Here is a 24,475-nt window from a genome sequence, read left to right as displayed (position 1 = left end):
GGCGTAAGAGATCGGAAATTCAGACTCGGAGGCGGGACCTTTCAATGAAGGGGGGATTCCCGCCGTCGATTTTCCGGATCGTGCTTGCCGGGTGACCTTGAACGTGGACTCCAGGAGGATTGAATGGCACAGAGCACCGTAAACGGTACTCGAGACAGAAAAGATTTATCAAAAATCAGCATCCAGATTCCGATTCCGAATCTGATTGAGATTCAGAGGCAGTCATACGAGCGCTTCCTGCAACGAGATGTCCCGGCGGAGCAACGGGAGGATATCGGATTGCAGTCCGCGTTTACGAGCGTCTTCCCGATCTCCGATTACAATGATACGGCGATGATCGAATTTATCGACTACTCGATCGGAACGCCGAAATATGACGTGCAGGAATGCCTCGAACGGGGAATGACCTTTGCGGCTCCGTTGAAGATCCGCGTCCGCCTGGTTGTCTGGGACAAAGAGGCCAAGGGGGATGCTAAGAAAGTCCGGGACGTCCGTGAGCAGGAGGTCTACATCGGCGAGCTTCCGCTGATGACGGAGAACGGGACCTTCCTGGTGAACGGAACCGAGCGGGTGGTCGTGAGCCAGCTCCAGCGCTCTCCCGGCGCCGCCTTCACGCATGACAAGGGGAGAACCCACGCCAGCGGGAAGGTGCTTTATTCCGCCCGGATCATTCCTTATCGGGGTTCATGGCTCGATTTCGAATTCGACGCGAAAGATATTCTCTACGTTCGAATCGATCGCCGGCGGAAACTTCCCGCCACGATCCTATTGAAAGCCTTTTCGCAGGAAGAGGGAGACAAGCAGGAGAAGAAGTACACCCTGTCCGGACGGGAAGAAAAGGCCGAGGGGGGGAGCCTCGAAGAGGCGATCTTGAAGCTTTTCTATCCGATCGAAGATGTCCGGATCGCGGACGGCGCTTTCTGGCGGAGGCTCGATTCGGAAATCCATGCCGGGATCAAGGCCCCGACCGACTTCATGGATAAAAAAGAGAAGGAGCTCCTCGCAAAAGAGGGGAGCAAGATGACCAAGGGGGTCCTCAAGCGGATGAAGACGGAAGGGATCAAAGAGATCCCTTATCCCAAAGAAGAGTTGATCGGGAGAGCCGTCCTCAACGACATCATCGATCCGAACACCGGTGAAGTTCTCCTCGAGCGCAATCATGAATTAACCGATGCCGTTCTAGCCAAAATCGCAGAGGCCGGGATCAAAGAGATCAAGCTCCTCTACATCGACAACATCCAGGTCCTTCCGGTGATCCGCGATACCTTGTCGATGGAGAAGGTGGCTTCTCCGGATGAAGCGATGGTGGAGATCTACCGGCGTTTGCGGCCGGGCGAAACCCCGACCATGGAGACGGCCCGCGTTCTCTTCGACAATCTCTTCTACAACCCCAAGCGCTATGATCTTTCTCCGGTCGGCCGGCTGAAGCTGAACAAAAAACTCAATCTCGATCTGCCGCTCGAGCGGAGAACCCTGACGGCGCCCGATATCGTCGAGGTGATCCGTTATCTGGTCAATTTGAAAACCGGAAAGGGAGAGATCGAGGATATCGACCATCTCGGCAATCGCCGCGTCCGGTCGGTCGGCGAACTGCTTGAGAACCAGTTCCGGATCGGCCTGGTCCGGATGGAGCGGACGATCAAGGAGCGGATGAACCTGCTCGATCTGGAAACCGTTCTCCCGCACGACCTGATCAACGCCAAGCCGGTGATCGCCGTCATCAAGGAATTCTTCGGAAGCAGCCAGCTCTCGCAGTTCATGGACCAGACCAATCCGCTGGCCGAAATCACCCACAAGCGGCGTCTCTCCGCGCTGGGGCCCGGCGGGTTGACCCGGGAGCGGGCCGGATTCGAAGTCCGCGACGTTCACCCGAGCCATTACGGCCGGATCTGTCCGATCGAAACGCCGGAAGGTCCGAACATCGGCTTGATCACCTCGCTCGCCACCTATGCGCGGGTCAACGAGTTCGGCTTTATCGAATCGCCTTACCGCAAGGTGAAGAGCGGACGGGTGACCGAGGAGATCGAGTTTATCTCGGCGATCGACGGCGACAAATACGTCATTGCCCAGGCGAACACCAAGGTCGACGGGAAGGGAAAAATTACCGCCGACAGCATCTCCGCCCGTTACGCGGGGGATTTCGTCATGGTCCCGGCCGAACGGGTCGAGTACATGGACGTCTCGCCGAAGCAGATCGTCAGCGTGGCGACGGCCTTGATTCCGTTTTTGGAAAACGACGACGCCAACCGGGCGCTGATGGGTTCGAACATGCAGCGCCAGGCGGTGCCGTTGATCGCCACCGAGGCCCCGTTCGTCGGGACCGGAATGGAGGCGATCGTCGCGCGGGATTCGGGTTACGTGCTGCTGGCCCGGCGGCCGGGGGTGATTGAAAGCGTCGATGCGACACGGATCGTCGTGAAGGCGGAATTGACCCGCAAAGAGAAGGAAAATGCCTCGGAAGATCCGGAGGTGGCGCTCGATGTATACAATCTCATCAAGTTCCAGCGCTCCAATCAGAACACCTGTATTACCCAGAAGCCGGTCGTCACGGTCGGAACGCGGGTGAAGAAGGGGGATGTCCTGGCGGACGGCCCCGCGATCGACCAAGGAGAATTGGCCTTGGGCCGAAACGTCCTGGTCGCCTTCATGCCGTGGGGCGGATACAACTTCGAAGACGCGATCCTCATCTCCGAAAGGCTCGTGCGCGAAGACCACTTCACCTCGATCCACATCGAGGAGTTCGAGCTCGAAGCGCGCGACACCAAGCTCGGAAAGGAAGAAATCACCCGGGATATTCCGAACGTCAGCGAAGATGCGTTGAAGAATCTCGACGAATCGGGAATCATCCGCATCGGCGCCGAAGTGAAGCCGGGAGACATCCTCGTCGGCAAGGTGACCCCGAAAGGGGAAACCCAGCTGACGCCGGAGGAGAAGCTGCTGCGTGCGATCTTCGGCGAGAAGGCGGGCGACGTGAAGGACGCGTCGCTTTATGTTCCCCCCGGCATCGAGGGGATCGTCGTCGATGTGAAGATCTTCTCGCGAAAGAGCGTGGAGAAAGATGAGCGCTCCAAGAGCATCGAAAATGAGGATGTGATCCGGCTCCAACGGGATCATCAAGACGAGCTTCGCATCATCGAAGAGGAGAAGCACAAAAAGATCCGCAAGCTCCTTCTCGGAAAGCTCGCCGGGGTGGATATCGTCGATCCGGAAACGGGCGAGAGTCTTCTGAAGAAAAAGAAAAAGATCACCAAGGAGATCCTCGATCGAATTCCGGACGAGGAGTTGAAGAACGTTCTCTTGAATGAGCCGGAAGAGCAGGAGAAGATCGATCGGATCGAGGCCTTCACCAAAGAGCAGATCGATATTTTACAGACGATCTACGACGAGAAGGCCGGCCGGTTGAAGCGGGGCGACGAGCTTCCTCCGGGGGTGATCAAGCTGGTGAAAGTCTTCATCGCCATGAAGCGAAAACTCCAGGTCGGAGACAAGATGGCCGGACGGCACGGAAACAAGGGGGTTGTCTCCCGCGTTCTGCCGGAAGAGGATATGCCCTATCTTCCGGATGGGACGCCGGTCGGGATCGTTCTAAACCCATTGGGTGTTCCTTCCCGTATGAACGTCGGCCAGATCTTGGAAACCCATCTCGGTTGGGCGGCGAAAGCGCTGGGGCTCCATTTGGCGAGCCCGGTCTTCGACGGCGCCACCGAGAGAGAGATCAAGGAGATGCTTCAGAAGGCGAAGCTCCCCACAAGCGGACAGACGGTCCTCTACGATGGGAAGTCCGGAGAGCCGTTTAATCGCCCTGTGACGGTCGGCTACATGTATATGATGAAGCTCCACCATTTGGTGGACGACAAGATCCACGCCCGTTCGATCGGCCCTTATTCGCTGGTGACGCAGCAGCCGCTCGGAGGAAAGGCGCAATTCGGAGGACAACGTCTCGGAGAAATGGAGGTCTGGGCGCTTCAAGCCTACGGCGCCGCCTCCATCCTGCAGGAGTTCCTCACGGTGAAATCGGATGACGTTCCAGGACGATCCCGGATTTACGAGGCGATTGTGAAAGGCGAGAACTTCCTCGAGCCGGGCCTTCCGGAGTCGTTCAACGTCTTGATCAAAGAGCTGCAAAGCTTGGGTCTCGACGTGGAACTCATCAAGGGAAGAGAGTAAAGTACGGGTGACGGGTGTCAGGGGTCGGGTGTCGGTGAAAGAAATAATTATTTAAGCCGATCCCCGGCCCCTGGCCCCCGACCCCCCACAATTTTTTAAACTTTGGAGGTTCAATGGAGACAATTAGTAAGGTCGAAGCGATTAACAGCCTGTTCGAAAAATCGAAAGACCCGATCTCTTTTGATGCCATCCGTATTCGAATTGCTTCGCCGGAGAAAATCCGTTCCTGGTCCTACGGCGAGGTCAAGAAACCGGAGACGATCAATTACCGTTCGTTTAAACCGGAGCGGGACGGGCTCTTCTGCGCCCGGATCTTCGGGCCGATCAAGGACTGGGAGTGCAACTGCGGAAAATACAAACGGATGAAGCACCGCGGAATCGTCTGCGACAAGTGCGGCGTCGAAGTGATTCAGTCGAAGGTCCGCCGCGAGCGGATGGGGCACATTGAGCTCGCCTCTCCGGTGGCGCATATCTGGTTTTTGAAGGGGGTCCCGAGCCGGATCGGCGCGCTGCTCGATATGACCTTGAAGCAGCTCGAGCGGGTTCTCTATTTCGAGAATTACATTGTCATCGATCCGAAGGACACCGACCTGAAAGAGAAAGAGATCCTGACCGAAGACCGTTATCGCGCTCTGTTGGAGCAGTATGGAAACCACGGATTCCGCGCCGACATGGGGGCGGAGTCGATTCGCGAGTTGCTGCGGAAGCTCGATCTCGATTCGATGTGGAACGAGCTCCATCTGAAGGTGGCCGAGGCAAGTTCGACCGCCGTCAAGAAGAAGCTGACGAAGCGATTGAAGGTGATCGAGTCGTTCCGGAAGTCGGGGAACCGTCCGGATTGGATGATCCTCGACGTCATTCCGGTCCTTCCGCCGGAGCTGCGGCCGTTGGTGCCGCTCGACGGGGGACGGTTTGCGACCTCCGATTTGAACGATCTTTATCGGCGCGTGATCAACCGGAACAACCGTCTGAAGCGGCTGATCGAATTGAAGGCCCCTTCCGTCATCATCCGGAATGAGAAGCGGATGTTGCAGGAATCGGTCGACGCTCTATTCGACAACGGCCGGCGCGGCCGGGCGATCCGCGGGCCCAACAAACGTCCGCTCAAGTCGCTCTCCGACATGCTCAAAGGAAAGCAGGGGCGGTTCCGTCAGAACCTGCTCGGAAAGCGGGTCGACTATTCGGGACGGTCGGTGATCGTCGTCGGGCCGGAGCTCAAGCTTCATCAATGCGGTCTTCCGAAGAAGATGGCGCTGGAACTCTTCAAGCCGTTCATCTTCCAGAAGCTCGAAGAGCGCGGTTACGTCACCACGATCAAAAGCGCCAAAAAGATGGTGGAGAAGGAGCGGCCCGAGGTCTGGGATGTGCTCGATGAGGTGATCAAAGAGCATCCGGTCCTGCTGAACCGGGCCCCGACATTGCACCGGCTCGGCATCCAGGCGTTCGATCCGTTGCTGGTGGAAGGGAAAGCGATCCGTCTTCATCCGCTCGTCTGCGCCGCGTTCAACGCCGACTTCGACGGAGATCAGATGGCGGTTCACGTCCCCCTTTCGGTCGAAGCGCAGATCGAGGCGCGCGTTTTGATGATCGCGATCAACAACATCCTCTCCCCCGCCAGCGGAAAGCCGATCATGGTCCCCTCTCAGGACATGGTGTTGGGCTGCTATTGGCTGACGAAGGAGCGGAGCGGGGCGAAGGGAGAAGGGAAGCTCTTCTCCTCCGCGGAAGAGGTGCGGATCGCCTACGATCATCGAGAAGTGGAAGAGCATGCCCGGATCAAGGTCAAGCGAGACGGCAGTATGATCGAGACCACCGTCGGGCGGGTGATCCTGGGTGAGATCCTTCCTCCCTCGATTCCGTTTTCGATGATCAATAAAGTCTTGAACAAGAAAGAGCTGATGAAGCTGATCGATACGGCCTACCGCGAGGCGGGCCATCGCGAAACGGTCGTCCTGCTGGATCGGGTCAAAGATCTCGGTTATCTCTACGCGACCAAGGCCGGCATTTCCATCAGCATCGACGACATGCACATTCCGACCAAGAAAGAAGCGTCGATCGAAAAGGCGAAGAAGGAAGTGCTGGAGATCGAGAAACAGTATGCCGAGGGTCTGATTACAAACGGCGAGCGCTATAACAAAGTGGTCGATATCTGGGCGCATGTCACCGAAGTGGTCGCCAGCGAAATGATGAAGGAGCTCGGGCAAGAGGAAGAGAACATCAAGAAGGGATCGGGCAAGGGGAAGATGTTCAACTCGATCTTCATGATGGCCGATTCGGGCGCCCGGGGCAGCACCCAGCAGATCCGTCAGCTCGGCGGAATGCGGGGATTGATGGCGAAGCCGTCGGGGGAAATTATCGAAACCCCGATCACCGCCAACTTCCGAGAAGGTTTGACCGTGTTGCAATACTTCATCTCGACGCACGGCGCCCGGAAAGGTCTTGCCGATACGGCGTTGAAGACGGCGAACTCCGGCTACCTGACCCGGCGTCTGGTCGATATCGCCCAGGATGTGATCGTGAACGACCTCGACTGCGGCACGTCCGACGGCATCACGGTGACCGCCCTGGTCGAAGGGGGAGAGGTGATCGAGCCGCTCGAGGAAAGAATCCTCGGCCGGGTGACCGCGGAAGACATCCGCGACCCGATCACCGGGGAGTTGATCTGCGCGGCCGTCGAAGAGCTCGACGAAAAAAGAACGCAGGTCGTTGTGGAAGCCGGTATCGACAAGGTGAAGATCCGGTCGGTGTTGACTTGTCAGGCGCGCCGGGGTGTTTGTGTGAGGTGCTACGGACGGGACCTGGCGCGAGGACGATTGGTCGAGAAAGGGGAGGCGGTCGGCGTGATCGCGGCCCAATCGATCGGGGAACCTGGAACGCAGTTGACGATGCGGACCTTCCATATCGGAGGGACGGCGAGCAAGGTCATCGAGCAGACGGTTCTTGAAGCGAAAAATGCCGGCATCCTGAAATACCTCAACCTGAACACCGTGAAGAATAAAGACGGCGACATGGTTGCGATGAACCGGAACGGGAAAATCGCCGTCTATGATGAAACCGGCCGTGAGAAAGAGAAGTACTCGGTCGTCTACGGCGCCAGAATCAAAGTAAAAGAGGGCGCACGGGTTGAGCCGAGCCAAAAACTGGTGGAGTGGGACCCTTACTCCCTCTCGATTTTGACCGAGGTCGGCGGAAAGATCGCCTTCGGGGACATCGTCGAGGGACAGACGATGCGCGAGGAGGTCGACGAGGTGACCGGATTGTCTCGGCGGGTGATCGTCGATTATCCCGGCTCCAATCTTCGGCCGCGTATCTCAATTAAGGATGAAGGGGGTAAGACGTCGAAGATCTCTTCTTCCGCCGCCGTTGCCCGGTACCTTTTGCCGGCCGGAGCCCACATTCTGGTCGAGCGGGGACAAACCGTTTTCCCTGGGGATGTTCTGGCGAAGATCCCGCGGGAAACGACCAAGACCAAAGATATCACCGGCGGTCTTCCCCGCGTGGCCGAGCTCTTCGAGGCGAGAAAGCCGAAAGAGCAGGCGGTCATCTCCGAGATCGACGGAACCGTCGAGTACGGCGGCTTCGTGAAAGGGATGCGGAAGGTCATTGTCCGTAACGAGATGGGAGACGCCCGGGAGTACTACATCCCCAAAGGCAAGCACGTCAACGTCCATGAAGGAGACTGGGTCCATGCCGGCGAGCCGCTCATGGACGGCTCGGCGAACCCGCACGACATCCTGGATGTCCTCGGTCCGAAGGAGCTTCAGAAATACCTGGTCGATGAAGTGCAGGAGGTTTACCGCCTGCAGGGGGTCTCGATCAACGATAAGCATATCGAGATCATCGTCCGCCAGATGCTCCGAAGGGTGAAAATCGAAGAGCCGGGGGACACCGAGTTTCTCATCGGAAACCAGGTCGATAAGTTCGTCTTCCAGCAGGAAAACGAAAGGGTGATGGCCAAGGGGGGACGGCCGGCGATTGGAAAACCGATTCTGCTCGGAATCACCAAAGCGGCCCTCTCGACCGACAGCTTCATCTCGGCGGCCTCCTTCCAAGAGACCACCCGTGTTCTGACGGAAGCGGCGATCAGCGGAAAGACCGATGATCTCTTGGGGCTCAAAGAAAATGTGATCGTCGGAAGGCTCATTCCGGCGGGAACCGGATTAAGCAACTATCGCGAGGTTTACGTCCGGGTGCCGCAGTCGGAGGAAGCCGCGGTGGCGACACAAGACGCCGTTCCGCAGCTGCCTGCCCCGAGCGAGGAACCGGCTCCGGCCGAATAGGCGCAGTGCGAAGCGATCTTTTCCGTTTCGTGTTGAAGTCTCCCGTGTTTTGCAGCGGGAGACTTCAACAAAGCGCTTGACAAATAAGAATTCTTTCACTATACTTCCACAGTTTCGGTGCTTCATTACAGGAGGGTTTGTGCCCACAGTCAGTCAGTTGATTAAAAGAGGACGTGAAAAAGCCCGGACGAAGACCAAAAGTCCGGCGTTGAAGGGATCGCCCCAGAAGAGGGGAGTCTGCGTCCGTGTCTACACCACGACGCCGAAGAAGCCGAACTCCGCTTTGAGGAAAGTGGCGCGTGTCCGCCTGACCAATGGGATGGAAGTCACTTCTTATATTCCGGGGGTCGGTCACAATCTTCAGGAGCACTCGATCGTGCTTGTCCGCGGAGGAAGGGTGAAGGATCTCCCGGGCGTTCGTTATCACATCGTCCGAGGCGCGCTCGACACGGTCGGCGTCGCGAATCGGAAGCAGGGACGATCCAAGTACGGAGCGAAGACACCGAAATAAGGAGAGGTCGATCTGATTCGTCTCCGATTGTAATTTCTTACTGAGGTTGAGATGCCAAGGCGAAAAGTAGCCGTTAAAAGAGAAGTTCTCCCGGACCAGCGATTCGGCGATCGGCTGGTCTCGAAATTCATCAATATGCTCATGCACCAGGGAAAGAAGAGTATCGCTGAAATGGTCTGCTATAGCGCCTTCGAGTTGATCAAGCAGAAGAGCGGTTCGGATCCGATGAAGATTTTTAAAGGGGCCGTCGAAAATGTAAAGCCGATGGTTGAGGTGAAATCGCGTCGCGTCGGCGGCGCCTCCTATCAGGTTCCTGTTGAAATCCGCCAGAGCCGTCGAACCACCTTGGCCCTGCGCTGGATCACCCTGTATGCAAAACAGCGGGCCGGAAAGAGCATGGAAGAGAAGCTGGCCGCCGAGCTGATGGACGCCTCGAATAATACCGGCGGCGCGGTGAAGAAGCGGGAGGATACCCACAAGATGGCCGAGGCCAACAAGGCCTTCGCGCATTATCGCTGGTAATCGTTCAAAGAATACCCGTCGGGTGAGGGCGCTGCCTTCACCCTTTTTTACTCTATCTCCTCTCGCTTTGAGTGCCGGAGAGGAAAAACAGCGGTAGACAGAGTCCAATGGCACGAGAATATCCTTTAGAGAAAACGAGAAACATCGGAATCATGGCCCATATCGACGCCGGAAAAACGACCACGACCGAGCGCATCCTCTACTATACCGGCGTGACCCATCGCATCGGCGAAGTCGATGAAGGGACCACGACGATGGACTGGATGGAGCAGGAGCGGGAGCGCGGAATCACGATTACCTCCGCCGCTACGACCTGTTACTGGAAAAAGCATCGGATCAATATCATTGATACGCCCGGCCATGTCGATTTCACGATCGAAGTGGAACGCTCGCTCCGTGTTCTGGACGGCGCCGTGGCGGTCTTCGATTCCGTGCAAGGGGTCGAGCCGCAATCGGAAACGGTTTGGCGTCAGGCCGATCGGTACGGCGTTCCGCGCATCGCGTTCATGAACAAGATGGACCGGACCGGCGCCGACTTCTTCGCCAGCGTTCAGTCGATGGTCGATCGGCTCGGAACCCGTCCGGTTCCGATTCAGATCCCGATCGGCAAAGAGGCCGCCTTCCGCGGATCGGTCGATCTGATCGCGATGAAGGGGATTTTCTTCGACGATGAGACGCTCGGCGCGAAATACAGCGTGGATGAGATCCCGGAAGATCTCCGCGCGACCGCCCAAGCGTATCGCGACAAGATGATCGAGGCGTTGGCCGACGTCGATGACGCGATTATGGAAAAGTTTTTAAGCGGAGACGCGATTGCCCCCGAGGAGATCAATCGGGCGCTGAGAAAGGGAACGCTTGCGATGAAGATCGTTCCGGTCCTCTGCGGCGCCTCCTTCAAGAACAAGGGGGTTCAGCTTCTGATCGATGCCGTCGTCGATTTCCTGCCCTCTCCGCTCGACGTTCCGCCGGTCAAAGGGATCGATCCCGCAACGGGGGGCGAGAGCATCCGAAAGGCCGACGACGAGGAGCCGTTCTCGGCCTTGGCGTTTAAAATCATGAGCGATCCTTTCGTCGGACAGCTCACTTATTTCAGGGTCTATTCCGGGGTGCTTCATTCCGGATCGTACATCTACAACTCGACCAAGGAGACGAAGGAGCGAATCGGTCGGATTCTGAAGATGCACGCCAACAAGCGTGAGGACAGAAAAGAGGTGTACGCGGGAGATATCGCCGCCGCGGTCGGCTTAAAGAATACGACGACCGGAGACACCCTCTGCGATGAGAACCATCCGATCCTCCTGGAGGTGATGAAGTTTCCGGAGCCGGTCATCTCGATGGCGATCGAGCCGAAGACCAAGGCCGATCAGGAGAAGCTCGGCCTCTCGCTGCAGAAACTCGGGCAGGAAGACCCGTCGCTCCGGATCTCCAGCGATGAAGAGACTTTGCAAACGATCATCTCCGGGATGGGGGAACTGCACCTTGAGATCATCGTCGATCGGTTGAAGCGGGAATTTAAAGTCGAAGCCAACGTCGGGAAGCCGCAGGTCGCCTACCGCGAAACCATTCAGGCGCGGGCCGAGGCGGAAGGGAAGTATATCCGGCAGTCCGGAGGCCGCGGTCAATACGGACATGTCTGGCTGACCGTCGAGCCCCAGGAATCCGGGAAGGGATTCGAGTTCGTCAATAAAATCGTCGGGGGCGCGGTTCCGAAGGAATACATCCCCGCGGTTGAGAAGGGGGTTCGCGAGGCGATGACCTCCGGCGTCGTCGCCGGATATCCGATGGTCGATTTCAAGGTCACCCTCACCGACGGATCGTACCACGAGGTCGACTCTTCGGAAATGGCGTTCAAGATCGCCGCCTCCATGGGATTCAAGGAGGCGACGAAGCGCGCCAACCCGGCGTTGCTGGAGCCGATCATGGATTTGGAGGTGATCGTCCCCGAAGAATACATGGGGGATGTCATCGGGAATCTCAGCTCCAAGCGGGGGAAGATCCTCGGAATGAAAATGCGGGGCGGGGCGCAGGTGATTTCGGCCCAGGTCCCGCTGGCGGAAATGTTTGGATATGCGACCGATCTCCGGTCGATGACGCAGGGACGTGGTGTCTTTACCATGCAATTTGCTCACTACGACGTGGTTCCGAAAAATATTTCGGATGAGATTATTGCAAAGAGCCAAGGGACCGCTGCTTAACGTTGGACACGAAAATTATTTTCAACCCTGAATTTTTGGAGGGATAGATGGCGAAGGCGAAATTTGAGCGGACGAAGCCGCACGTGAACATTGGGACGATCGGGCATGTGGATCATGGGAAGACGACCCTGACCTCTGCGATCACAAAAGTATTGGCCGACAAGAAGTATGCGGAGTATTTGGCGTACGACCAGATCGACAAAGCCCCTGAGGAGAAAGAGCGGGGGATCACCATTGCGATCGCGCACGTAGAGTACCAGACCGACAAGCGCCACTACGCGCACGTTGACTGCCCGGGGCATGCCGACTACGTCAAGAACATGATCACCGGCGCCGCCCAGATGGACGGAGCGATCCTGGTCGTCTCGGCCGCCGACGGCCCGATGCCGCAGACGCGCGAGCACATCCTGCTGGCGCGCCAAGTGGGGGTTCCCTACATCGTCGTCTTCTTGAACAAAGCCGACATGGTCGACGACAAAGAGCTGCTGGATCTGGTGGAGCTGGAAGTCCGAGAGCTGCTGAGCAAATATGAATTCCCCGGCGATGACATCCCCGTCGTCGTCGGCTCCGCCCTCAAAGCGTTGGAGGGAGACAAAGGAGAGATGGGCGAGCAAGCCATCATGAAGCTGATGGAAGCCGTCGACAGCTACATCCCGACACCGACGCGCGAAATCGACAAGCCCTTCATCATGCCGATCGAAGACGTCTTCTCCATCTCCGGGCGCGGCACCGTCGTCACCGGCCGATGCGAGAAAGGGATCGTGAAAGTCGGAGACGAGATTGAAATCGTCGGGATCAAAGCCACCCAGAAGACCGTCGTCACCGGCGTCGAGATGTTTAGAAAGATCCTGGATCAGGGGCAAGCCGGAGACAACGTCGGCGTGCTCTTAAGAGGCACCAAGAAAGAAGACGTCGAGCGGGGCATGGTATTGGCGAAGCCGGGGAGTATTACCCCGCACACCAACTTCAAAGCCGAAGCCTACATCCTGACCAAAGAAGAAGGAGGCCGGCACACCCCGTTCTTCAATGGATATCGGCCGCAGTTCTATCTTCGAACCACCGACGTCACCGGAGTAGTGAAGCTGGCCGAAGGGGTTGAGATGGTGATGCCGGGAGACAACGTCACGATGGACGTGGAGCTGATCATGCCGATTGCCATGCAAGAGGGACTGCGCTTCGCCATCCGGGAAGGGGGCCGAACCGTCGGCGCCGGCGTGATCACAAAAGTCATAAAATAGAAAAGCGGGAAACGGTCCCGCGATGAAGTTCATTTAATCTAAGCGAGCAACCGGCTTTCAGCCCCAGAGAGCAAGCCGGTGCGAGCGCGGGGCGTGGGGGCATCGGAGGACCTTTTTCTTCGGTCCGCCGCACGGACCTCACATATGAAGGAAACGCATTGTGAATCAGAAAATTCGAATTCGGTTGAAAGCATACGATTATCGCGTTCTGGATCAATCGGTCGGGGAGATCGTCGAAACGGTGAGGCGAACCGGCGCCAAGGTGGCCGGTCCGATTCCTCTTCCGACGAAGATCAACAAGTATACGGTCCTTCGGTCGCCGCACGTCGATAAGAAGTCCAGGGAGCAGTTTGAGATCCGAACACATAAACGCCTCATCGATATTTTAGAGCCGACGCCGGAGACGGTTGATGCCCTGATGAAGTTGAATCTCTCGGCGGGCGTGAATGTGGAGATCAAGCTCTAAAGAGACCGGGTGCGGGCATCGGAGCGGGATGCGCGCGGGCCCCACATGGAATCGTCGGCTGGATGAGGGATAGGTGAGAGAGATGGTAAACGGATTAATTGGATATAAGCTCGGAATGACGCAGGTGTACTCGGACGAAGGGAAACTGGTTCCCGTCACAGTCATCGAAGTCGGTCCTTGTAAGGTGGTTCAAATCAAGACGGTCGAAAGAGAGGGTTACCCCTCGGCGCAGCTCTCCTTTGACGAGGTGAAAGAGCACCGCGTCACCCAACCGGTGCGGGGGCATTTCAAGCGGGCGAATGTCGCTCCCGCCCGTGTGCTCCGGGAGTTTAAGGGAGACCTCAACGGGATCAGCGTCGGCCAGGTCATCACGGCGGAGATTTTCCAGAAGGGAGAATTCGTCACCGTGACCGGAACCTCCAAGGGGAAGGGTTTTCAAGGTGTGATGAAGCGGCACCACTATCGGGGAGGTCCTGCGACGCACGGGTCGATGTTCCACCGGCGTCCCGGATCGATCGGGGCGAGCTCTTTTCCCTCCCGCGTTTGGAAGAACAAGGGAATGCCGGGCCATATGGGAAGCGAGCGGGTGACCGCGGAAGGGCTGGAGGTCGTCGATGTCCGCCCGGAGGAAAATCTTGTCTTCGTGAAGGGGTCGGTTCCCGGGAGCGAGAAGGGGTTGGTCCTGATCCATAAGGCGAAGCGGGGGAAGGTCAAAAAGCAGGCGGAGCCGGCTAAGAAGAAATAGATCATATTGAGGAAACCATGCCTGAAGTAGAAGTAAAAAATATTCAGAATGAAAAAACGGGGACGATGACCTTGGATGCGCCGATCTTCGGCGCGGTGGTTTCGAAGGGTCTTCTCCATGAAGTGGTCCTCATGCAGCAGGCTTCGATGCGCCAGGGGACGGCCTCGACGAAGACAAAGGGCTTCGTCAGCGGCGGCGGAAAGAAACCGTGGAAGCAGAAGGGAACCGGACGGGCCCGGGCGGGATCGAATCGCTCTCCGATTTGGCGGGGCGGCGGAACCACATTCGGTCCGCTCCCGCGTTCGTACGCGTACGACATTCCTAAAAAGAAGTCGAGGAAGGCGCTCTTTTCGGCCCTCTCCTCCAAGGTGGAAGAGGGAAAACTGCTCGTCCTGGAGGATCTTGAGATCACCGAGCCGAAAACGAAAACGATGGTGAATCTGCTCGGCAGGCTCGGGTTGGACGGGAAGGTCCTCCTCGTCGTTTCGCAAATCCAGGAGAATCTCGACCGCGCGGCGCGCAACCTCCCCTTGGTCAAGATGCTGGAAGTCCGACAATTGAACGTTTATGATCTCCTGCTGGCGGATACGGTCGTCATCACGCGCCGGGATGTCGCCAGGCTGGTAGAGGTGTGGGGAAACCATGAATCGGCATGATATTATCATCCGTCCGGTTTTGACGGAGAAGAGCACGCAGCTTCGTGAAGCGCAGAACAAATACTGTTTTGCGATCCGGCGGAATGCGAACAAGAGTGAAGTGAAGCGGGCCGTCGAAGATACCTTAAACGTCAAGGTCAAGGATGTCCGGATCGTGAATATGCCCGGTAAAGAGAAACGACTGGGACGGTTTGTCGGAAAGCGGCCCGATTGGAAGAAGGCGATTGTCACCCTGAAAGAGGGTGAGAAATTAACGCTGTTCGAGGGATAATCAGCAAGCGCAGGACGCTTCAACACGTCCCTACCGTATACGTATAGAGGTTATGGATCGATGGGAGTAAAGACATATAAGCCAACGTCACCGGGTCGCCGTTCTGCAATGGGCTTGACCTTTGAAGAGATTACGAAGACCGAGCCGGAAAAGAGTCTGGTTCGTTCGCTTCCCCCTTCTGGCGGAAGGAACAATCGCGGAAAGATCACGGTCCGCCATCGCGGCGGCGGACACAAACGGGCCTACCGGATCATCGATTTCAAGAGGGATAAGTTCGACATCCCCGCCACCGTGGCGTCGATCGAATACGATCCGAACCGGTCGGCCCGGATCGCCCTGCTCACCTACGCGGACGGCGAGAAGCGTTATATCATCGCGCCGGACGGTTTAAGGGTGGGCGAGCATCTGATGTCTGGACCGAACGCCGAGATTCGAAATGGGAATTCCCTTCCTTTATCGAACATTCCCGTCGGGAGCATGATTCATAATATCGAGCTGAAGAAGGGGAAGGGAGGCCAGCTTGCCCGGAGCGCCGGCGCGTCGGCGCAGTTGATGGCGAAAGAGAACGAGTGGGTTCAGATCCGTTTGGGGTCGGGCGAGGTTCGTCTTGTCCACGCCGCCTGTATGGCGACCATCGGCCAAGTCGGAAATATCGATCATGAAAATTATTCTTTGGGCAAGGCGGGACGAACCCGTTGGTTGGGCCGTCGGCCGACCGTTCGAGGGGTTGCGATGAACCCGGTCGATCACCCGCACGGCGGAGGAGAAGGAAAGGCCGGTCAGGGCAATCCGCATCCGGTCTCTCCCTGGGGCCAGTTGACCAAAGGATATAAGACGCGGCGAAGAAAAGACACCGACGCCTTCATTATTAAGAGAAGAAAATAAAGCGAGCGACTGGCTGTGCCAGCGCGAGCGCGGGGTGTGGGGGCATCGGAGGATTCCTGCGAAGCGGGAACCGCACGGGCCCCCACCGAACGATAAACCAAAAGGTTAGCGATGCCGAGATCAGTTAAAAAAGGGCCGTTCGTCGACACCCATCTGGCGGAAAAAATCGCCAAGATGAACGAGTCGAACGACAAAAAGATCCTCAAGACCTGGTCGCGAAGATCGACCATCACCCCGGAGATGATCGGACACACCCTCGCCGTCCATAACGGCAAGAAGTTTATCCCGGTCTACATCACGGAAAACATGGTCGGCCATAAGCTTGGAGAATTTTCCGCGACTCGTTTCTTCAAGGGGCATGGCGCCGCCAAGACGGAAAAGGCGACGGCGTTAAAGTAACGAATGGATCAGTGCCGGAGTGATCACGGCATCTGTGCGGTTTAGGAGTGGAGTTCAAATGGAAGCGAAAGCCGTTTTGCGGTACGTCCGCGTGGCGCCCCGAAAGGCAAGATTGGTCGTCGATCTCATCCGAGGCAAAAATGCCGCGGAAGCGCTCACGATTCTTAAGTTCACGCCGAGGCACGCCGCCAAGGTGATCGAGAAGGTTTTAAAATCGGCCGTCGCCAACGCCGCACAGAAAGAGATGGGGGATGTCGATGATCTTTGGGTCTCCAGAGCGCTCGTCGACGGCGGCCCGGTGATGAAGCGGATGCAGCCGAGAGCGATGGGACGGGCGAATATCATCCGGAAGCGGACGAGCCATATTACCTTGATCCTGTCCGTGGCGGAGATTGCGCCCAAAAAGCCGAAAACAACGAAGGCGGAACCGATCAAGGCGGCGCCTGCCGTAGAAAAGGAAACTGAAAGCAAGGCCAAGAAGCCGAAAGCCCGTAAAGCCGTCGCCGATAAAGAAACAAAAACGGAGAGTAAAGCGAAGAAGCCGAAAGCCCCCAAGGCGGAGGCCGGACCGACAAAGAAGAAGGCGGAGAAGAAACCCTCCGCTGCCGAGAAGGAGCAATAATGGGGCAGAAAGTTCATCCGATCGGATTCCGATTAGGTTATATCAAAACGTGGAGCTCGCGCTGGTATGCCGAGAAGGATTATGCCAAGCTGCTTCATGAAGATCTGAAGATCCGGAAGATCGTCAAAAAGAAGCTCTACCACGCGGGCGTCGCGCGGGTCGAGATCGAGCGTTCCGGAAATCAGATTCGGATCACCATTCACACCGCCCGGCCCGGGATCATCATCGGGAGAAAAGGGGCCGAGGTCGACAAGCTCAAGGTCGAGCTCGAAGCGATGACCAAGAAGCAGGTCTACATCAACATCAAAGAGATCAAGAAGCCGGAGCTCGACGCGCAGCTGGTCGCGGAGAACATCGCGATGCAGTTGGAAAAGCGGGTGGCCTACCGGCGCGCCATGAAGAAAGCGGTCGCCTCTTCCCTCCGGTTGGGCGCCTTGGGGATCAAGGTCTACTGCGCCGGCCGGTTGGCGGGGGCCGAGATCGCGCGGACGGAGTGGTACCGGGAGGGACGGGTTCCGTTGCATACCCTCCGCGCCGATATCGATTTCGGGTTGGCGGAAGCGGCGACGACCATGGGCCAAATCGGCGTGAAGGTTTGGATCTATCGAGGCGAGATTCTTCCTGAGACGCAAAAAGAGCGGGAATTGGCCGCTGCACGAGGTGAGAGAAGATAATGCTGTCCCCTAAAAAGGTAAAATACCGAAAACGAATGAAGGGTCGGATGGCCGGCAAGGCGTACCGGGGGTCCGATCTTAGTTTCGGCGAGTTCGGTCTCAAGGCGATGGAGCCGGGCTGGATTACGGCGAGGCAAATCGAGGCGGCGCGTATCGCGATGACCCGCTTCGTCAAGCGGGGGGGGAAAATCTGGATCCGCATCTTCCCCGACAAGCCGATTACCAAGAAGCCCGCCGAAACGCGTATGGGAAAAGGAAAGGGCGCCCCCGAGTATTGGGTGGCGGTGGTCAAGCCGGGCCGGATCATCTACGAGATGGACGGGGTCACCCCCGAGGTGGCGAAAGAGGCCTTCCGGTTGGCCGCGTACAAGCTTCCGATCGCAACGCAGTTTGTATCGCGGGAGGAGGAATAAGAAATGGCGGATGCAAAGGACTTTAGTGAGTTGACGGCGGAGGAGCTCTCTCAGAAAGAGAAAGAGCTTCGGAAGGAGCTCTTCAACCTCCGTTTTCAGGCGGTTTCCGGACATGTCGAGAACCCCAATCGGATCAAGTTGATCAAGCGGGACGTCGCGCGGGTTCTGACCTTTTCTCAAATGAAAAAGAAAGAAGCGATCGAGAAAGAAGGCGCTTCGAAATAGGATTCCAGGTGAACGACAAGGAAAACATGTTGAAAAAGAGAAAAGAATACGTGGGCCAGGTCGTCAGCGACAAGATGGAGAAGACCGTCGTCGTCGCGATCGACCGGATGGTGCAGGATCCTCGATATAAGAAATTTTTAAAGAGAACCAACAAGCTGAAAGCGCACGATGAGAAAAACGAAGCCCATGTCGGCGATCGGGTCAAGTTGATCGAGACGCGTCCGATCAGCCGGGAGAAACGGTGGGTCGTCGTCGAGGTGCTGGAGCGGGCGAAAAAGATTTAGGAAGAAACAAATTCGAATCGGTTTAATCTTAACGGAAGCGGGTGCTTAGCATGGTACAAATTTACACAATGCTCGATGTCGCTGATAACTCCGGGGCCAAGAAGGTGATGTGCTTCCATGTCAAAGGGGGCTCGAAGAAGCGTTATGCGCGCCTGGGCGACATCATCGTTGCCACCGTGAAGGAAGCGATCCCGCAAGGGAGCGTGAAAAAGGGAGATGTGGTGCGGGCGGTGGTGGTCCGGACGACGAAAGAAGTGCGTCGGGACGACGGCTCCTACATCAAGTTCGATCGGAACGCGGCGGTGCTGATCAACGCCCAGGGGGAACCGATCGGAACGCGTATTTTCGGTCCGGTCGCCAGAGAGCTCCGCTGGAAAAAGTTTACCAAAATTATCTCACTTGCCCCTGAAGTTTTATAAAGGATTGGATGATGGGAAAAGCCGCTTTGCCGTTGCTCAGGACCAAGATTAAGAAGGGCGATATCGTTCATGTGGTCGCCGGGAAAGAAAAAGGAAAAGAGGGAAAGGTCTTGCAAGTCCTTCCGGATAAGCAGGCGGTCGTTGTTGAAAAGCTGAATCTCTTGAAGAAGCATACACGGCCGAACCAAAAAAACCCAAAGGGGGGAATCGTCGAGCGCGAGGGGAGGGTCCATCTCTCGAATGTGATGATTGTCTGTGCGAACTGCGTGAAGCCGAGGAGAATCGGGAGCAAGACGCTGCCGGATGGAAAGAAGCTGAGGGTCTGCAAAAGTTGCGGCGAAGCGCTGGATAAGGAAGGTTAGTTTCGATCGACAGAGATCGGAGCACATCTCAAGCGAGACGAGGGAACGGTAAAGGATCATGAAAACAACAAATAACATTGCGTCAGTCAGAGAACGATACCGGCAGGAAGTGATTCCTGCGATGATGAAGGAGTTTGGATATAAGAACCCGATGCAGGTGCCCAAACTCGAAAAAATCGTCGTCAATGTCGGAATGGGCGAGGCAATCTCCAACGTCAAGTTGCTCGATGCGGCGGTGAAAGAACTCGGCCAGATTACCGGACAGAGACCGGTCGTTACCAAGGCGAAGAAATCGATTGCCGGATTCAAGCTTCGTGAAGGGATGCCGATCGGCGCCAAGGTCACCCTTCGGCGTGAGAGAATGTATGAGTTTTTAGATCGGCTCCTCAATGCGGCCCTTCCCAGAATTCGTGATTTCAGGGGGATCTCTCTCAAAGCGTTCGACGGAAAAGGAAACTACACCTTGGGAATCAAGGAGCAGTTGATCTTTCCGGAGATTAACTACGATGAGGTGGCCGCGATTCACGGAATGGACATTACCATCGTCACCACGGCGACGAACGACACCGAGGGAAGAGCGTTGCTGCGGAGTTTCGGGTTTCCCTTCCGCAAGCCGAGTGAACCGAAGTAAGTAGGGTTAAAGCGAGCGGATGGCATCGCCAACGCGATGCGCGACGAAGCAGGCTTTTTGGGGACCCCGAAAAATGAGAGGGCTGGGCATCCGGCTTTGCCGGTGACCAGTCGGGGCGTGGGGGCATCGGAGGACCCTCTCTTTGGGTCTGCCGGACGGGCCCCCACATAAAATAGAGGTAGAAATTGGCAAAGAAATCTTTAATTGCAAAAGCCCAAAGGACGCCCAAGTTTCAGGTGAGAAAATACCATCGCTGCGCCACTTGCGGTCGGGTGCGCGGTTATATTCGAAAATTCAACATGTGCCGGATCTGTTTTCGCCTGTTGAGCTTAAAGGGAGAGATTCCCGGGGTGATCAAATCGAGTTGGTAGGTCGGACTGTCCTTAACGTCATCGTAGATCGATGACAGGAAACGCCGATCGTGGAAGTAATTGGAGTCGAGAATGACAGATCCTATTTCAGATATGCTGACCAGAATCAGAAATGCCAAAATGCGGAAACACGAGGTGGTCGATATTCCCCTTTCGAAGCTCAAGGTGGAGCTTGCTCGGATCTTGAAAGAAGAGGGGTTCATCCGAAATTATCGTGTGGTCGGCGAATCGGTGAAGAAGAATTTGAGGGTTTATCTTAAATATGTCGAGAACGACGAGCCGGTGATCAGCGACCTGCAGCGCGTCAGCAAGCCCGGCCGGCGGGTGTATGTCGGAAAGGATCAGATTCCCTCGGTGAAGGGGGGGATCGGTGTCGCAATCCTCTCCACCTCGAAGGGGCTGATGACCGATCAGAAATCGCGTGAAGCGAAGGTCGGCGGAGAGGTCCTCTGTTACATCTGGTAACGAGCTGAGAATAAATCAAGGCGAGGAGCGGGCTTTGCCTGTCCGAGCCGCGGGGTGTGGGAGCATCGGAGGACCTCTCTTCGATCCGCCGCACGGGTCCCCACATAAGATAAAAGGTTGAGATTATGTCGCGAGTCGGTTTAAAAAAAATTACCATTCCCAATGGGGTCAACATCAAGGTGAATCCGGACAACGTCCACGTCAAGGGCCCGAAGGGAGAAAATCAAAAGCCGCTTCGGCCCGAGATCAAGGTGGATGTTCAGGGAGCCGAGGTCACTGTCTCTCGCGCTTCGGATGATCGTTTTTCGCGATCGCTTCACGGCCTGACCCGAAACGAGATCCAGAACATGATTGTCGGCGTGACACAGGGATTTGAAAAAATCCTCGAGATCAACGGAGTCGGTTTCCGCGCCGCGGTGCAGGGGAGAATGTTGGTTTTAAATTTGGGATACTCCCATCCGATCAATTTCGAGCTTCCCAAAGGGATTGATGCAACGGTTGAAAAGCAGACGACCGTCACGATCAAAGGAATCGACCGATATTTGGTCGGACAGGTGGCGGCGAATGTCCGCGCATTAAGAGAGCCCGAGCCCTATAAAGGGAAAGGGATCAAGTACAGAGACGAGCGGATCATCCGTAAAGAAGGAAAGACTGGAAAATAACGCGTAAAACGGGGTTTGTGATGGCGGTATCGGCGAAAGAAAAGGTTCTGGCAAGAACGAGAAGGCACGAACGGGTACGAAACAAAATCATGGGAACACCCGAGCGGCCGCGACTCTCCGTTTATCGGAGCCTGGACCACATTTATGCTCAGATTATTGATGACCTCTCCGGAAAGACCTTGGCGGCGGCTTCTTCCCTTACGAAAGCGGCCAAAGGGAAAAAGGGAAAAGAGTCCGGGGGGAATATCGAGGCGGCGAAAATGGTCGGCGCAAAGCTGGCCGCCCTGGCGAAGGAGAAAAATATCAGCAAGGTCGTCTTTGATCGGGGGGGGTATATCTATCACGGGAGAGTGAAGGCGCTTGCAGACGCGGCCAGAGAAGGCGGACTTGTATTTTAAGCACGACGGCAACCCTTCTGTTTGATGAAGACGGGTTTTTAGGAGGCGGTACTTGGCAAAAATTAATGCAGACGAACTGACGTTAAAAGATAAGGTCGTATTCATCAACCGAGTGGCGAAGGTGGTGAAGGGGGGCAAGCGCTTCTCCTTTTCCGCCGTGGTGGTGGTGGGAGACGGCCAGGGGCATGTCGGGGTCGGCAAAGGAAAAGCGGCGGAGGTTCCTGAAGCGATTCGAAAAGCGATTGAGAACGGAAAGAAGAATCTGGTCCGCGTTCCCTTGAAAGAGTCGACGATTCCTTTTGAAATCACCGGGCACTACGGGGCCGAGAATGTTCTGCTCAAGCCGGCGGCGGATGGAACCGGAATCATCGCGGGGGGGCCGGTCCGGGCCGTGATGGAGATGGTCGGAATTTCGAATATCCTCTGCAAGTCGCTCGGGAGCGGAAACCCGCTCAACGTGGTCAAGGCGACGCTGGAAGGTTTCTCGAAATTGAGAGATCCCGGAGAGATGGTCAGGCGGAGGCAGACGGCCCTCGCGCTGTCGGAGAGATAGAATGGCGAAGAAAGAAGCTTCGAAAGCGGCGACAAAACAGTTATCGATTACCCTGGTGCGGAGCTATATCGGGCGGCCTGGAAAACATAAGAAAGTGGTTGCCGGACTCGGCCTCCGTAAAATGAATCAAACGGTGATCCGCCAGGATACGCCTCAAACGCGCGGGATGATTCATAAAATTTCGCATCTGCTGGAGGTCAAGGAAATCTCGTGAAAATATCGGATTTAGCGCCCACTCCCGGGGCCAAGAAAAAAGAAAAAAGGATCGGACGGGGACCGGGTTCGGGACATGGAAAGACGGCCACCAAGGGTCATAAAGGCCAGGCGGCGCGTTCAGGCGGAACGAAAGCGCCCGGTTTTGAGGGAGGACAGCAGCCGTTGATTCGCCGCGTCCCAAAGCGCGGTTTTAAGAATATCTTTAAGAAAGAATACGCGGTCGTCAACCTGAATCGACTCGATCAGTTCCCGGCCGAAACGGTGATCAACCCCGAATTTCTCCATCAAGCCGGCATCATCAAAAAGGCCACGGAGAGCGTAAAAGTGTTAGGGGAAGGGGCGCTGACGAAGCCGTTGGTGATTGCCGCCCATAAGTTCAGCGAAGAGGCCCTCAAGAAAATTCAGGCGGCCGGCGGGCGAGCCGAGGTCCTCTCATAGGAGAGAGTGGGTTGTTCGACAGATTTATTACCAGCGTTCAAAATATTTTTAAGATCGCCGAGCTCCGGCAGCGAATTATCTTTACCGCGCTGATGCTGGTTGTTTACCGGATCGGATCTCACGTCCCGACCCCCGGGATCAACAATGAGGCGCTCGCCAAGTTTCTGACCGAACGAGGGGGCGCTTTGATGGGCTTCCTCGATATCTTTTCGGGGGGCGGGCTCTCGAGGTTGACCATTTTCGCGTTGGGGATCATGCCGTATATTTCGGCCTCGATCATCCTTCAGCTGTTGACGGTGGTGATCCCCACCCTCTCCAAACTGGCCAAAGAGGGAGAGCGCGGGCGAAAGAAGATCATCCAGTACACCCGAATCGGCACCATCGGGATCGGCATCGTCCAGGCGCTCGGGATTGCGATCGGCCTTGAAGGAATGGAAGGGGGGGCCTTCGTCCAGAACCCCGGCTGGGCATTCCGATTAATGACGATGATCACCATCACGGCCGGGACCGCTTTCCTCATGTGGCTTGGAGAGCAGATTACGGAGCGTGGAATCGGGAACGGCATTTCATTAATCATCTTCGCCGGGATCGTCACCGGGATGCCGGCCGCCGTGGTCAACACTTATCAGCTCTTTCAGGCGGGGCAGATCAATTTTTTCCTCCTTCTCTTTCTGGCGATCTTGATGGTCGGCGTCGTCGTCGCGATCGTCTTTCTGGAGAGCGGCCGGCGGAAGATTCCGGTCCAATACGCCAAGCGGGTCGTCGGCCGGAGAGTGTACGGCGGGCAGAGCACCCATATTCCGTTGAAGATCAACACGGCAGGGGTGATTCCGCCGATCTTCGCCTCTTCGATCATCGCCTTTCCCGCCACCATTGCAGGGTTCATTACCGTTCCCTGGGTGCAGGCGATCGGGAGGAATTTGACGCCGGGAACGGTTTTTCACACCGCGCTCTACGCGATGCTGATTATCTTCTTTGCCTTCTTTTATACGGCGGTCGTGCTCAATCCGGTCGATATGGCCGACAATATGAAAAAGTACGGCGGCTTCATCCCGGGGATCCGGCCTGGGCAGCGGACCTCCGATTACATCTACCGCGTCTTGACCCGAATTACCTTTGCCGGGGCGATCTACCTGGCGATGGTGGCGATTATTCCGGAAATCTTGATCTATCGATTCAACGTTCCCTTCGCCTTCGGGGGAACTTCCCTTCTGATTGTGATCGGGGTCGGTCTCGATACGGCGCAGCAGATCGAGACCCATATGTTGACCCGAAACTACGAAGGCTTTATGAAGAAGGGAAAGCTGAAAGGGCGAGGGTTCTAGGGGATCGTTAAACACTGCCCGTTAACCGTTAAATGTAAAGACCCGATTGACGAATAACGATTCGCGAATAACGATCATAGAG

The 24,475-nt window shown here is 56.5% G+C and carries 27 protein-coding genes and 1 pseudogene; all 28 read left to right on the top strand.

Going from position 1 to position 24,475, the window contains the following annotated elements; genetic code table 11:
- Positions 1-123: 123 nt before the first annotated feature.
- The 28 genes and pseudogenes from rpoB (at position 124) to secY (ending at position 24,393) form a co-directional block, all read left to right on the top strand.
- A complete protein-coding gene (rpoB, locus tag MNODULE_RS10100) occupies positions 124-4,167 on the top strand; it encodes a DNA-directed RNA polymerase subunit beta (RefSeq protein ID WP_168059415.1) in 4,044 nt (1,347 codons plus the stop codon).
- A 113-nt stretch (positions 4,168-4,280) separates the two neighbouring features.
- A complete protein-coding gene (gene rpoC, locus MNODULE_RS10095) occupies positions 4,281-8,447 on the top strand; it encodes a DNA-directed RNA polymerase subunit beta' (protein WP_168059414.1) in 4,167 nt (1,388 codons plus the stop codon).
- Positions 8,448-8,586: 139 nt separating this feature from the next.
- The gene (gene rpsL, locus MNODULE_RS10090; protein WP_168059413.1) at positions 8,587-8,958 is read left to right on the top strand and encodes a 30S ribosomal protein S12; all 372 of its coding nucleotides are present in this window, start codon (positions 8,587-8,589) and stop codon (positions 8,956-8,958) included.
- Between the two features lie 51 nt (positions 8,959-9,009).
- Complete coding sequence (gene rpsG, locus MNODULE_RS10085; RefSeq protein ID WP_168059412.1) at positions 9,010-9,480, top strand: 30S ribosomal protein S7; 471 nt, start codon at positions 9,010-9,012, stop codon at positions 9,478-9,480.
- A 107-nt stretch (positions 9,481-9,587) separates the two neighbouring features.
- Positions 9,588-11,675, top strand: coding sequence for an elongation factor G (gene fusA / locus MNODULE_RS10080; protein WP_168059411.1), 2,088 nt, complete (start codon positions 9,588-9,590; stop codon positions 11,673-11,675).
- Between the two features lie 47 nt (positions 11,676-11,722).
- Positions 11,723-12,913 carry an elongation factor Tu gene (gene tuf / locus MNODULE_RS10075; protein WP_168059410.1) on the top strand — a complete coding sequence of 397 codons (1,191 nt, stop codon included), beginning with the start codon at positions 11,723-11,725 and terminating at the stop codon, positions 12,911-12,913.
- A gap of 157 nt (positions 12,914-13,070) precedes the next feature.
- Entirely contained in the window at positions 13,071-13,379 is a 309-nt protein-coding gene (rpsJ, locus tag MNODULE_RS10070) for a 30S ribosomal protein S10 (RefSeq protein WP_168061083.1), read from the top strand.
- 82 nt (positions 13,380-13,461) lie between these two features.
- On the top strand, positions 13,462-14,124 hold the full coding sequence (rplC, locus tag MNODULE_RS10065) for a 50S ribosomal protein L3 (RefSeq protein WP_168059409.1): 663 nt from the start codon (positions 13,462-13,464) through the stop codon (positions 14,122-14,124).
- 17 nt (positions 14,125-14,141) lie between these two features.
- Complete coding sequence (gene rplD / locus MNODULE_RS10060) at positions 14,142-14,780, top strand: 50S ribosomal protein L4 (protein WP_168059408.1); 639 nt, start codon at positions 14,142-14,144, stop codon at positions 14,778-14,780.
- A complete protein-coding gene (locus tag MNODULE_RS10055) occupies positions 14,767-15,051 on the top strand; it encodes a 50S ribosomal protein L23 (RefSeq protein WP_168059407.1) in 285 nt (94 codons plus the stop codon). Before rplD ends, MNODULE_RS10055 begins: the two co-directional genes overlap by 14 nt.
- A 60-nt stretch (positions 15,052-15,111) precedes the next feature.
- Positions 15,112-15,936 carry a 50S ribosomal protein L2 gene (gene rplB, locus MNODULE_RS10050; RefSeq protein WP_168059406.1) on the top strand — a complete coding sequence of 275 codons (825 nt, stop codon included), beginning with the start codon at positions 15,112-15,114 and terminating at the stop codon, positions 15,934-15,936.
- Positions 15,937-16,047: 111 nt separating this feature from the next.
- Positions 16,048-16,335 carry a 30S ribosomal protein S19 gene (gene rpsS / locus MNODULE_RS10045; protein WP_168059405.1) on the top strand — a complete coding sequence of 96 codons (288 nt, stop codon included), beginning with the start codon at positions 16,048-16,050 and terminating at the stop codon, positions 16,333-16,335.
- A 58-nt stretch (positions 16,336-16,393) separates the two neighbouring features.
- A pseudogene (gene rplV / locus MNODULE_RS24685) lies at positions 16,394-16,726 on the top strand (50S ribosomal protein L22); the annotation flags it as partial.
- A 230-nt stretch (positions 16,727-16,956) separates the two neighbouring features.
- A complete protein-coding gene (rpsC, locus tag MNODULE_RS10035; protein WP_168059403.1) occupies positions 16,957-17,631 on the top strand; it encodes a 30S ribosomal protein S3 in 675 nt (224 codons plus the stop codon).
- Complete coding sequence (rplP, locus tag MNODULE_RS10030) at positions 17,631-18,044, top strand: 50S ribosomal protein L16 (protein WP_168059402.1); 414 nt, start codon at positions 17,631-17,633, stop codon at positions 18,042-18,044. Before rpsC ends, rplP begins: the two co-directional genes overlap by 1 nt.
- A 3-nt stretch (positions 18,045-18,047) precedes the next feature.
- Positions 18,048-18,269: a 50S ribosomal protein L29 gene (gene rpmC / locus MNODULE_RS10025; protein ID WP_168059401.1), complete on the top strand. Its 222-nt coding sequence runs from the start codon at positions 18,048-18,050 to the stop codon at positions 18,267-18,269.
- A 26-nt stretch (positions 18,270-18,295) separates the two neighbouring features.
- A complete protein-coding gene (gene rpsQ, locus MNODULE_RS10020) occupies positions 18,296-18,553 on the top strand; it encodes a 30S ribosomal protein S17 (protein WP_168061081.1) in 258 nt (85 codons plus the stop codon).
- A 50-nt stretch (positions 18,554-18,603) separates the two neighbouring features.
- Positions 18,604-18,972 (top strand): 50S ribosomal protein L14, encoded by a 369-nt coding sequence (gene rplN, locus MNODULE_RS10015; RefSeq protein ID WP_168059400.1) that lies wholly within the window; start codon positions 18,604-18,606, stop codon positions 18,970-18,972.
- 8 nt (positions 18,973-18,980) lie between these two features.
- Positions 18,981-19,334 carry a 50S ribosomal protein L24 gene (gene rplX / locus MNODULE_RS10010; RefSeq protein WP_422666751.1) on the top strand — a complete coding sequence of 118 codons (354 nt, stop codon included), beginning with the start codon at positions 18,981-18,983 and terminating at the stop codon, positions 19,332-19,334.
- A 58-nt stretch (positions 19,335-19,392) separates the two neighbouring features.
- The gene (rplE, locus tag MNODULE_RS10005; protein WP_168059399.1) at positions 19,393-19,965 is read left to right on the top strand and encodes a 50S ribosomal protein L5; all 573 of its coding nucleotides are present in this window, start codon (positions 19,393-19,395) and stop codon (positions 19,963-19,965) included.
- Positions 19,966-20,150: 185 nt separating this feature from the next.
- A complete protein-coding gene (locus tag MNODULE_RS10000; protein ID WP_168059398.1) occupies positions 20,151-20,336 on the top strand; it encodes a type Z 30S ribosomal protein S14 in 186 nt (61 codons plus the stop codon).
- A 72-nt stretch (positions 20,337-20,408) separates the two neighbouring features.
- Entirely contained in the window at positions 20,409-20,801 is a 393-nt protein-coding gene (gene rpsH, locus MNODULE_RS09995) for a 30S ribosomal protein S8 (protein WP_168059397.1), read from the top strand.
- Between the two features lie 125 nt (positions 20,802-20,926).
- Complete coding sequence (gene rplF, locus MNODULE_RS09990; protein WP_168059396.1) at positions 20,927-21,463, top strand: 50S ribosomal protein L6; 537 nt, start codon at positions 20,927-20,929, stop codon at positions 21,461-21,463.
- Between the two features lie 20 nt (positions 21,464-21,483).
- The gene (gene rplR / locus MNODULE_RS09985) at positions 21,484-21,861 is read left to right on the top strand and encodes a 50S ribosomal protein L18 (RefSeq protein WP_168059395.1); all 378 of its coding nucleotides are present in this window, start codon (positions 21,484-21,486) and stop codon (positions 21,859-21,861) included.
- Between the two features lie 52 nt (positions 21,862-21,913).
- Complete coding sequence (gene rpsE / locus MNODULE_RS09980) at positions 21,914-22,414, top strand: 30S ribosomal protein S5 (protein ID WP_168059394.1); 501 nt, start codon at positions 21,914-21,916, stop codon at positions 22,412-22,414.
- A 1-nt stretch (position 22,415) separates the two neighbouring features.
- The gene (gene rpmD / locus MNODULE_RS09975) at positions 22,416-22,628 is read left to right on the top strand and encodes a 50S ribosomal protein L30 (protein WP_168059393.1); all 213 of its coding nucleotides are present in this window, start codon (positions 22,416-22,418) and stop codon (positions 22,626-22,628) included.
- Positions 22,625-23,068, top strand: a complete 444-nt coding sequence (rplO, locus tag MNODULE_RS09970) for a 50S ribosomal protein L15 (protein ID WP_168059392.1) — start codon at positions 22,625-22,627, stop codon at positions 23,066-23,068. The genes rpmD and rplO overlap by 4 nt, the downstream gene beginning before the upstream one ends.
- A gap of 11 nt (positions 23,069-23,079) precedes the next feature.
- Positions 23,080-24,393, top strand: a complete 1,314-nt coding sequence (gene secY / locus MNODULE_RS09965) for a preprotein translocase subunit SecY (protein WP_168059391.1) — start codon at positions 23,080-23,082, stop codon at positions 24,391-24,393.
- Positions 24,394-24,475: the final 82 nt, after the last annotated feature.

Origin of the sequence: Candidatus Manganitrophus noduliformans, assembly GCF_012184425.1 — a bacterium.
GTDB classification, from domain to species: Bacteria; Nitrospirota; Nitrospiria; order SBBL01; family Manganitrophaceae; genus Manganitrophus; species Manganitrophus noduliformans.
Note: the sequence above shows the minus strand (reverse complement) of the source record. Positions and strands in the feature narration are given on the sequence as shown.

Coding starts and splice junctions, on each gene's coding strand:
- rpoB (WP_168059415.1), top strand. CDS start 124: ATGGCACAGAGCACCGTAAACGGTACTCGAGACAGAAAAGATTTATCA.
- rpoC (WP_168059414.1), top strand. CDS start 4,281: ATGGAGACAATTAGTAAGGTCGAAGCGATTAACAGCCTGTTCGAAAAA.
- rpsG (WP_168059412.1), top strand. CDS start 9,010: ATGCCAAGGCGAAAAGTAGCCGTTAAAAGAGAAGTTCTCCCGGACCAG.
- fusA (WP_168059411.1), top strand. CDS start 9,588: ATGGCACGAGAATATCCTTTAGAGAAAACGAGAAACATCGGAATCATG.
- tuf (WP_168059410.1), top strand. CDS start 11,723: ATGGCGAAGGCGAAATTTGAGCGGACGAAGCCGCACGTGAACATTGGG.
- rplC (WP_168059409.1), top strand. CDS start 13,462: ATGGTAAACGGATTAATTGGATATAAGCTCGGAATGACGCAGGTGTAC.
- rplD (WP_168059408.1), top strand. CDS start 14,142: ATGCCTGAAGTAGAAGTAAAAAATATTCAGAATGAAAAAACGGGGACG.
- MNODULE_RS10055 (WP_168059407.1), top strand. CDS start 14,767: ATGAATCGGCATGATATTATCATCCGTCCGGTTTTGACGGAGAAGAGC.
- rplB (WP_168059406.1), top strand. CDS start 15,112: ATGGGAGTAAAGACATATAAGCCAACGTCACCGGGTCGCCGTTCTGCA.
- rpsS (WP_168059405.1), top strand. CDS start 16,048: ATGCCGAGATCAGTTAAAAAAGGGCCGTTCGTCGACACCCATCTGGCG.
- rpsC (WP_168059403.1), top strand. CDS start 16,957: ATGGGGCAGAAAGTTCATCCGATCGGATTCCGATTAGGTTATATCAAA.
- rplP (WP_168059402.1), top strand. CDS start 17,631: ATGCTGTCCCCTAAAAAGGTAAAATACCGAAAACGAATGAAGGGTCGG.
- rpmC (WP_168059401.1), top strand. CDS start 18,048: ATGGCGGATGCAAAGGACTTTAGTGAGTTGACGGCGGAGGAGCTCTCT.
- rpsQ (WP_168061081.1), top strand. CDS start 18,296: ATGTTGAAAAAGAGAAAAGAATACGTGGGCCAGGTCGTCAGCGACAAG.
- rplN (WP_168059400.1), top strand. CDS start 18,604: ATGGTACAAATTTACACAATGCTCGATGTCGCTGATAACTCCGGGGCC.
- rplX (WP_422666751.1), top strand. CDS start 18,981: ATGATGGGAAAAGCCGCTTTGCCGTTGCTCAGGACCAAGATTAAGAAG.
- rplE (WP_168059399.1), top strand. CDS start 19,393: ATGAAAACAACAAATAACATTGCGTCAGTCAGAGAACGATACCGGCAG.
- rpsH (WP_168059397.1), top strand. CDS start 20,409: ATGACAGATCCTATTTCAGATATGCTGACCAGAATCAGAAATGCCAAA.
- rplF (WP_168059396.1), top strand. CDS start 20,927: ATGTCGCGAGTCGGTTTAAAAAAAATTACCATTCCCAATGGGGTCAAC.
- rplR (WP_168059395.1), top strand. CDS start 21,484: ATGGCGGTATCGGCGAAAGAAAAGGTTCTGGCAAGAACGAGAAGGCAC.
- rpmD (WP_168059393.1), top strand. CDS start 22,416: ATGGCGAAGAAAGAAGCTTCGAAAGCGGCGACAAAACAGTTATCGATT.